This window comes from Mesorhizobium sp. M1A.F.Ca.IN.022.07.1.1 (assembly GCF_003997575.1).
In the GTDB taxonomy this organism is placed as follows: Bacteria; Pseudomonadota; Alphaproteobacteria; order Rhizobiales; family Rhizobiaceae; genus Mesorhizobium.
Map to the genome: position 1 here is coordinate 1 of NZ_RZST01000486.1, position 3,335 is coordinate 3,335.

General features: G+C 63.9%; 3 protein-coding genes and 1 pseudogene. 1 reads left to right on the forward strand and 3 read right to left on the reverse strand.

The genetic code is table 11. From position 1 onward, the window contains the following. Window positions 1-296, forward strand: a pseudogene (locus EOA75_RS30860) (6-aminohexanoate hydrolase); the annotation flags it as partial. A gap of 6 nt (window positions 297-302) precedes the next feature. On the opposite strand, the gene EOA75_RS30865 reads toward EOA75_RS30860, so the two are convergent. The 3 genes from EOA75_RS30865 to EOA75_RS30875 form a co-directional block, all read right to left on the reverse strand. After that, on the reverse strand, window positions 303-968 hold the full coding sequence (locus EOA75_RS30865) for a class I SAM-dependent methyltransferase (protein ID WP_127325927.1): 666 nt from the start codon (window positions 966-968) through the stop codon (window positions 303-305). Then, window positions 965-2,212: a DUF3419 family protein gene (locus EOA75_RS30870; protein WP_164747690.1), complete on the reverse strand. Its 1,248-nt coding sequence runs from the start codon at window positions 2,210-2,212 to the stop codon at window positions 965-967. Before EOA75_RS30870 ends, EOA75_RS30865 begins: the two co-directional genes overlap by 4 nt. A gap of 83 nt (window positions 2,213-2,295) precedes the next feature. Then, window positions 2,296-3,335: hydantoinase B/oxoprolinase family protein (locus EOA75_RS30875; protein ID WP_206517078.1), on the reverse strand; the 1,040-nt coding region annotated here is incomplete at its 5' end.

The following is a 3,335-nucleotide window of genomic DNA, read 5'->3' on the forward strand; positions in this document are numbered from 1 at the left end:
GCCTTCCATCCAGTAGGTGTCCTTGGGCAGGCCGGCGGCAGCCGGCGCCGGCCTCGAAGGTCTACGGCAGCGGCCAGGTGTGGATCGAGGGTCCGGGCGATGAGGAGAATCCGGGCGCGGGCGCTGCCGCCGGCCTGCCCAAGGACACCTACTGGATGGAAGGCCATGACGGCCAGACGGTGGCCATCATTCCGTCGGAGCTATTGGTGGTGGTACGGCTCGGGCTGACACCTGCCAAGCTCGGCTATCGGCCGCAGGCGATGGTGGCCGCGCTGGTGAAAGCTTTACACCAGTAAAGCTCTCTACATCCGAGCTCCGATGACGCCGAGCCAGGCATAGCCGCGATAAAGCGTTCTGAAACGGAAGGTTGCGCCGGTAAGTTTCGACTCCGAGTCAAGGACGTCGCGCAGCGAGGCGCGCGGCGTGACATGGAATTTCCGCAGCCAGCCGCGCAGCAAGGCCCGGAACCAGTTTGGCAGACCTTCCTGCTGGCCGAAATCGACGACATGCAGCGAGCCGCCGGGTGCGAGCGCGGCAAGCGCGGCCGACACGGTCTTCTCCCAGCCGGGGATCATCGACAACGAATAGGATATGAAGACACGGTCGAAGCGCTCGATGCCGAAGAGCGCCGCCGGATCGAAATCCGTGGCGTCGCCGCGCGCCAGTTCGACCCTGTCGGAGAGACCTTCGCGAGCGATAGCCGCGTTTGCCGTCTCCAGCATCTCGGCCGAGATATCCAAACCGAAGAAGCGGGCGTCTGGATAGCGCCGGGCGGCAAGAACGATGTTGCGGCCGGTACCGCAGCCGAGCTCGAGCACGGTGCCGCCTTGCGGCACGTCGAGCCCCGCTATCAGCCGGTCGCGGCCGAGCAGGTAGTATTTGCGGGTAATGTCGTAGATATGGCGCTGCCAGCGATAGACGCCATCCATCAGATCGGCATGGCGGACCGGCAGCTCCGTCGTGCTCATGCGGCGCGCTTCACATAGAGATGGAAGCCGCCATAGATCGCCGAGCGATCCCTGGCCGAGAATTCGCGCGAGGCCTCGGCTTCGTAGCGCCACTGGTCGAGCAGGGAACTGGAGACGCGGCCCGGCAGCAGGCTGGGCTCGGCCGCGGTGCGGAAGATCACGCGCGCGCCAACCGAGGCCGTGCGGGTGATCTCGGTCCACAGATCGTTGAGCAGGTCGTCGGTCATCCAGTCCTGGGCATCGAGCAGGACGAAGCGATCGACCGAGCCCGCATCCTTGCCGGCGAGGAATTTGATCAAGTTGGCATGATGGATGGCGACGCGTTCGGTGTTGGCGCGGATCGTCCTGTAGTTGCGCTGTTCCAAATAGGCGGGCAGGGCTGCCTCGCCGGGCTGCGGATAGCGGCGGGCAAAGGCCTGCCAGGCGAAATAGTTGTTCTTCAGCGGGAAATCGCAGGCGAGCTTCTCCAGCCGCGCCTTCAAGACGCTCGCCATCGAACCGTCGCCGGACGTGATCAGCGAGTCGTACTGTGCCGGCGGGATACCCAGACCGAAAAGCGAGGCCTTGCGCGATGTCGCCCAGCGCAGCAGCTTCTTGGCGAAGACCGGCGCCAGCTCCTCGTTAAAGAAACGGCGCTGCTCGCCGATGTTCTCGGCCTTCATGATGCCGGCCGGATCGACACCGAACAGTTTTGCCACACGATGGCCCATGGCGATGAAGAGGCCAAGCAGGCCGGTCTGGTAGAAGTTGCGGTCGAAAACCGCGATGCGGCGGCGGCCGCGCCAGTTCCTGCGCTCCCAGTAGTGACGGCTGACCGGGTCGAGATGCGGCGCGATGAAGCGGTCGTAAGCTTCCGAGTTGTGGCTGGTATCGGCTGCGCCGAAGAAGCGGAACAGATCGCCCTGCGAGGGCAGATGGCGCACCGCCTCCAGCTTCATGCGGTTCAGCGCGATGTGCGCGGCGTTGAGGTCGACGGCGTCGATCCGGGCGGGCGAACGGGTGAGGTAAGCCAGAATGTTGCAGCCGCCCGATGCGATTGTGACGACGCGATGGCCGGCGCCAAGCTGCATGGCGTCCATGTCGACCTCCGGGTCTTCCCAGATCTGGGGATAGACGAGGCCGGAAAACAGGAAGGCGAAAAGCCGCTCGGAAATGCCGTCCTTCGACAGGGCGCGGTTCTGGTAGACGGCTTTTCCAACCTCCTTGCCGCGTCGAAAAACGAGTTCTCCCGATACATCCGACATGGCAAGCTGATTCCCCGTTTGCATTGCGCAAGCGGGTAGCGCAGCGTTGTGACAGGCGGGTGACAGGCTGCTGACGCTGAGTCTTAGGCCTTGCCGAATCCGCCGGGCGTCGGCGTGACGACGATGACGGCCTCGCCGGCGTCGAGCGTGGTCTGGTCGCAGGCCTTCAGCACCTCGATCGAGCCGTCGTTGCGTCTGACCTTGGTCGAGCCAGCCTCGCCGTCGCCGCCGCCGTTCAGACCCTGCGGCGGGCGGTTGCGGTGTGAGGAGAGGATGGCGCATTCCATTTTTTCGAGGAAGCGGATCGTGCGTTTAGTGCCGTTGCCGGCGTTCCATTTGCCCTTGCCGCCGGAACCGTCGCGGATGTGGAAGTCTTCCAGCACGACCGGGAAGCGCAGTTCCAGCACTTCGGGATCGGTAAGTCGCGAATTGGTCATATGCGTGTGGACGCCGGAGGTGCCGGCAAAGCCGCGGCCCGAATTCATTTGGCCGGCCGGCGAGCCGGAGCAGATCGTCTCATAATATTGGTATTGCCGGTTGCCGAAGGTGAGATTGTTCATTGTGCCTTGCGCGTTGGCCATCGCGCCCATGGCGCCGAACAGCGCGTTGGTGACATGCTGCGAGGTCTCGACATTGCCGGCGACGACGGCGGCAGGGTAGGAGGGTTTGAGCATGCAACCGTCGGGGATGACGATGTTGATCGGCCTGAGACATCCGGCGTTCATCGGGATCATGTCCTCGACCATGACGCGGAAGACATAGAGCACAGCGGCTCGCGCCACCGGCTCCGGCGCATTGAAATTGTTCTTCATGACCTTCGAGGTGCCGGTGAAATCGACCGTCGCGTCGCGCCTTTGCCGATCGACGGTGATCTTCACTTTGATCACCTGGCCGGTGTCGGTGGCATACTCGTAGTCGGAACTGTCGGGCAGCCTTTCCAGCACGCGGCGCACGCTCTCGGCGGCATTGTCCTGAACATGGCCCATATAGGCCTCGACGACAGCGAGGCCAAAATGCGCGACCATCTTGCGCAACTCCGCCACGCCCTTTTCGTTGGCGGCGATCTGCGCCTTGAGGTCGGCGATGTTCTGGGCGGGATTGCGGGCAGGATAGGGATGGTCGG